This window comes from Hymenobacter agri, assembly GCF_054778495.1.
Map to the genome: position 1 here is coordinate 1 of NZ_BAAGZM010000269.1, position 5,583 is coordinate 5,583.

Here is a 5,583-nt window from a genome sequence, read left to right on the forward strand (position 1 = left end):
CGGCCGCGGGCCCGGGCAGCCTGGAGCCCGGCGTGGGTGCACTGCACGAGCACGTTGCGCTCGTGCTCGGCCAGGGCGCAGAAAATCTGGAACACCAAATGGCCACCGGGCGAGGTAGTATCAATGGGGTCCTGCAAGGATATCAGGTGCAGTTGCCGACGGCTCAGGTCCTCGACCACCTTAGTGCCGGGTGAAGGAGTTGATGCGCAGCACCGCCCGCCCTTGATACGTTTTGCTAAAGTTGGTTAGTTGCAGCATTCACCGAAAAAAAAGGATTCCCGCGGCAAGCTCGTCACTCATGCCCTACAAACCAGCAGTCCGCAACCCGACCGTTTAACCTTTGGACCAACCTTTTAACCAAGGCCATGGTACTGACTGAAACACTGGTAGCGTCTTTTTCAAACTTAGGTATCTGCGCTTTCTGCACCCCGATGCGCTCGCCCAATTGCATCTGCGTAAGCTTGGCCCGCTTGCGAAACTGCTTGATACGCTCAGCCAGCAGCTCGGCATTTAGCTCCAGCTCGTGCTGCTGGCGCTCTGCGGTGCCCACTGAGCCAAATGCTTCGGTGCGGATATCCTCGTAATCGGTGTACCCAAGCGGGTATGGGTAATGTCAGCATTCTGATGGCTGCTAGTGATGAGTTTCTACCGAGTAGCTGAGCGGTGTAAGTGGCCATTGCAAAGTGCTTTTTTGCTTTTGGATGGCCTTTATTTCTGAGAATGTTCAGAAATAAAGGCCCTTGTTTATTTATGTTATTTTACTGATTAAAAGTGACTTACAAGTCAATCGAAAAAATAAAATTTCGTCAGGAGGGTTCAGGAAGGCGTGGGTTATAGCTGAGAATAATTTTGATAAAAATTGATGCATTGCCGGCTTTCCGCAGCATCCGACCTCACCCTAACCATTCTGGCAAAATCAACCCACCCTGCGTTTGCGTTATGAACGAAAAAATTACTTTGTCAACTAGCTGCGCGCGGTTGCGCAGCAGAACCACCGGCCTGGCGCAGTTTGCGATGGGGCTGCTGCTGGTGCTACTGGCCTTCGGCGCGGCGGCCCAGAACATCATTTTGAAAGGACGGGTGACGGATAACGATGGCGCGCTGCCAGGCGTCACCGTGCTGGTGAAAGGTACCACGCAAGGCACCACCACGGGGCCCGATGGGGACTTCACCATTGCCGGGGTGAAGCCAGATGCGACGCTGATTTTCAGCTTTATTGGCTATACCAGCCGCGAAGTGGCGGTATCTGGCCAAACGACGTTTGCCATCAAGCTGCAGCCCGGTTCCCAGATGCTGGACGAGGCCGAAGTGGTGGGCGTGGGTTACGGCGAAGTGCGCCGCCGCGACCTGACCGGCTCCATTGGCAGCGTGAACGTGACGGAGCTGCAAAAGGCCCCGGTTACTTCGTTTGAGCAGGCCCTGGCCGGCCGCGTGGCCGGCGTGCAGGTGACTTCGACCGACGGGCAGCCCGGCGACGCGGTGAACATTGTGATTCGCGGCAACAACTCGGTGAACAACAGCAACGCCCCGCTCTACGTCATCGACGGCTTCCCCATCGAAAACCCCAACAACAACTCCATCAACCCGGCCGATATCGAGAGCATCGATGTGCTGAAGGATGCTTCGGCCACGGCCATCTACGGCTCGCGTGGAGCCAATGGCGTGGTCATCATCACCACCAAGCGCGGCAAAAAGGGCCCGCCCCAGATTTCGTATGACGGCTACGTGGGTATCAACAAGGTGACCAAGCGCCTGAATGTGCTGAGCCCGTACGAGTACGTGCGCCTGCAAAACGACCTGAACCCCGCCCTGGCCGCGCCCTACTTCACCGATGGGCGCACGCTGGAGAGCTACCGCAACGTGAAGGGCGTGGACTACCAGGACGCGCTGTTTAAAACCGCCCTGTTTCAGAACCACACGCTCTCGCTGCGCGGCGGCACGGACATGACGAAGTATTCCTTCTCTGGCTCGTTGACTGACCAGAAGGGCGTGATTACGGCCAGTGGTTTCCGGCGCTACCAGGGCCGCCTCACGCTGGACCAGCAGGTGGGCACCAAGCTGAAAGTGGGCTTGAACGTGAACTACGCCGACACCAAGCAGTACGGCACCATTCCGCGCAACCAGACGGGCTTCAACTCGGGCAATAGCGAGTATTTCAACCTCGTGTACGCGGTGCTGACGCAGAAGCCGGTATCGTCGAGCGGCGACGACGCGGCTCTGCTTTCGAGCTTCACCGACCCCGACCTGGCGGCGCTCGACAACCGCGTAAACCCGCTGTACTCGGCCCAGAACGAAATCAACGACAACTACAACGGCAACCTGACGGCTAACCTGTACCTCAACTACGACTTTACCAAGGAGCTGTCGCTGCGCGTGACCGGCGGCGCGAACCTGAACCGCGGCCGCCGCGAAATCTTCAACAACTCGCTCACCCGCAGCGGCAGCCCGCTCACCTCGCAGGGCACCAACGGCGTGAACGGTAGCCTGTTCTACACCCAGACCAACGACTACAACAACGAGTACGCGCTGACTTACAACAAGGAATTCAACCAGAACCACAAGCTGAACCTGCTGGGCGTGTACTCCATGCAGTTCAACAACTCGCAGTCGTTCGGTTTCTCGGCCTACCGCGTGCCCAACGAAACGCTGGGCGTGAGCGGCCTAGACGAGGGCACGCTCTCGGCCTCCAACTCGGCGTCGTCGCGGTTCACGCTCCAATCCTACACCAGCCGCCTGAGCTATACGCTGTTCAACAAGTACATCTTCACGGGCTCGTTCCGGGTGGACGGCTCCTCGAAGTTTGCGCCTAAAAACCGCTACGGCTACTTCCCCTCGGCGGCGGTGGCCTGGCGCCTGGGCGACGAAGCCTTCATGAAGGCCCTGCCGGTGATTTCGAACGCCAAGGTGCGGGCCAGCTACGGCGCGGTGGGCAACAACCGGGTAAGCGACTTCGCCTACCTCTCCACCATTGCCACCGACATCAACTTCACCTACCCCTTCGGCAGCACGCTGGCCCAGGGTTTTGCCGAAACCTCGCTGGGCAACCCCGATTTGAAGTGGGAAACCACTACCTCGTTCGACGGCGGCCTGGAGCTGGGCTTCCTGAAAGACCGGATTGCGCTGGAAGTGGACGTGTACCAGAAGAAAACCACCGACCTGCTGCTGAGCTCGGCCCTGCCCACCAGCACGGGCTTCGGCAGCAGCGTCATCAACGTGGGCGCCACCCAGAACCGGGGCATCGAGTTCACGCTGAACACGGTGAACGTGAGCAACAGCAACTTCACCTGGAACACCAACTTCAACATCTCCTTCAACCGTAACAAGCTGGTGTCGCTGAACACCGGCCAGGACAACATCACCACCCTCACCGGCTCGGGCGGTTCGTTCACGGCGGTGCCGCTGTACGTGGCGCAGGTGGGCCGGCCCATCTCGATGTTCTACGGCTACGTGTTCGACGGTATTTACCAGTTCTCGGACTTCGACCAGCTGGCCAACGGCACCTACGTGCTGAAGGACGACCGGCCTTCGCTGGGCACCACCACCGGCGCGGTGGCCGGCCGCCTGAACGGCACGCGCCCCGGCGACATCAAGTATAAAGACCTGAACGGCGACGGCGTGATTGATGCCAAAGACCGCACCATCATCGGCGACCCCAACCCGACCCATACCGGCGGCTTCTCGAACAACTTCACCTGGAAGGGCTTCGACTTGAACGTGTTCTTCCAGTGGTCGTACGGCAACGACATCTTCAACGCCAACCGCGTGTACCTGGAAGGCGGCAGCCCGCCCAACCTGCAGGTGAACTACCTGGCCACCTACGCCGACCGCTGGACGCCCACCAACCCGAGCAACGAGATTCCGCGCGCGGTGGTGGCCGGCGTGGCCGGCAACGTGAACGGCACCCGCGTGTTCTCCAGCCGCACGGTAGAAGACGGCTCGTTCATTCGCCTGAAAACCATTCAGCTGGGCTACAACGTGCCGGCCCTCTACGCCAAGCGCGTGGGCCTGCAGGGCGTGCGGGTGTACGCCTCGGCCCAGAACCTGAAAACCTGGACCAACTACTCCTTCTACGACCCGGAAGTGTCGACCAAGGGCTTCGGCCTGCAAAACGGCTACGACTTCTCGCCCTACCCGCGCGCGCTGGTGCTCACGGCCGGCCTGAACATTACCCTGTAAATCCCACCCATCCCGCTTCGCTTTTCCCATGAAATCACTTCGCCGCTCTCTGGCTTCGGCCGTGCTGGTTGCCGCGCTGTTCAGCGCCTCCTCGTGCGAGATTCTGGACACCAAGCCCACCAATTTCGTCGACCCTTCGCTGTATTACACCAACGAAACCCAGCTCAACGCCGCCCTGACCGGCGTGTATGACCTGTTGGGCCGCAACAACTTCTACGCCAGCGTGTACCCACTGGTGTACGCCAACAACACCGACGAATCGACCTACACCAGCTCGTCGGGCAGCAACATCTACTCTTATAACCCGGTGAACTCCGACGCCAACGTGGCCAACCTGTGGGCGCAGCTCTACACGGCCATCGACCGGGCCAACCTGCTGCTGGCCAACATGAACCAGGCCAAAGGCGTGTCCGACGCCAGCCGGCGCCACATCGAGGGTGAGGCGCGGTTTCTGCGGGCCTACAACTACTTCATCCTGGCGCAGTGGTGGGGCGACGTGCCGCTGAAAACCAAACCGACCACCCAGGCCGCCGACGGGCAGATTGCCTTCACGCCGGCAAAGGACGTGTACGACTTTGTGATTGCCGAGATGACGGCCGCCGACGACCTGCTGCGCGACCAGCTGCCCACTGCTTTTACCTTCAACGAGCGGGTGAGCAACACCACGGTGGAAGGCATCCTGGCCCGCGTGTGCCTCTACGCTGCCGGCGCGCCCATTAATGACACCAGGCGCTACGCCGATGCGCTGGCCTGGGCCAAGAAGGTGCGCGACTCGGGCCTGCACCAGCTGCACCCCGACTTCAAGCAGGTGTTCATCAACATGTCGGCCGATGCCTATGACTTGACTTATCGCGAGAGCATGTGGGAGGTGGGCTTCACCTACAACCCCAGCCTGGGCACGCTGCGCGAGCAGGCCCAGACAAACATCGGCATTCAGAATTCCAACAACGCCGTGGGCCAGACCAACCGGCTGGAGCAGGGTACCGGCATTCTCTACAAGAGCTACGAGTCGACCATCACCTACAGCACCACCACGCCCATCACGCCGCTGACGGACGTGTCGCCGGACCTGCGCCGCGACTGGACGCTGGCGCCCTTCAGCTACACCACCACCGGCACCGTGACCACGGCCACCATCCCCACCGAAGTGCCCTGGACGGCCTCGAACCGCATCTGGCACCGCGACTGCGGCAAGTGGCGCCGCCAATATGAAGTGGTGCTGCCCAAAGGCACCACCGACTTTGGCCGCAACTGGCCCATCCTGCGTTATTCCGACGTGCTGCTGATGCTGGCCGAGGCCGAAAACGAGGTAAACGGCCCCACCACTATCGCCTTTGATGCCATCAACCAGGTGCGCCGCCGCGGCTACGGCCTGCTGCTGAACCCGGCCCCGACGCCGGCCCCGCC

At 60.6% G+C, this 5,583-nt stretch carries 4 protein-coding genes; 2 read left to right on the forward strand and 2 right to left on the reverse strand.

Going from position 1 to position 5,583, the window contains the following annotated elements:
* Positions 1 to 179: recombinase family protein (locus tag ACYVDE_RS13365; protein WP_460502047.1), on the reverse strand; the 179-nt coding region annotated here is incomplete at its 3' end.
* 113 nt (positions 180 to 292) lie between these two features.
* On the reverse strand, positions 293 to 550 hold the full coding sequence (locus ACYVDE_RS13370; RefSeq protein ID WP_460502044.1) for a helix-turn-helix domain-containing protein: 258 nt from the start codon (positions 548 to 550) through the stop codon (positions 293 to 295).
* A gap of 428 nt (positions 551 to 978) precedes the next feature.
* Here ACYVDE_RS13370 and ACYVDE_RS13375 point away from each other — a divergent pair, with 428 nt between their 5' ends.
* Positions 979 to 4,176: a SusC/RagA family TonB-linked outer membrane protein gene (locus tag ACYVDE_RS13375; RefSeq protein ID WP_460502045.1), complete on the forward strand. Its 3,198-nt coding sequence runs from the start codon at positions 979 to 981 to the stop codon at positions 4,174 to 4,176.
* Positions 4,177 to 4,204: 28 nt separating this feature from the next.
* Positions 4,205 to 5,583 (forward strand): RagB/SusD family nutrient uptake outer membrane protein (locus tag ACYVDE_RS13380; RefSeq protein ID WP_460502046.1); only part of this gene is annotated, 1,379 nt, incomplete at its 3' end.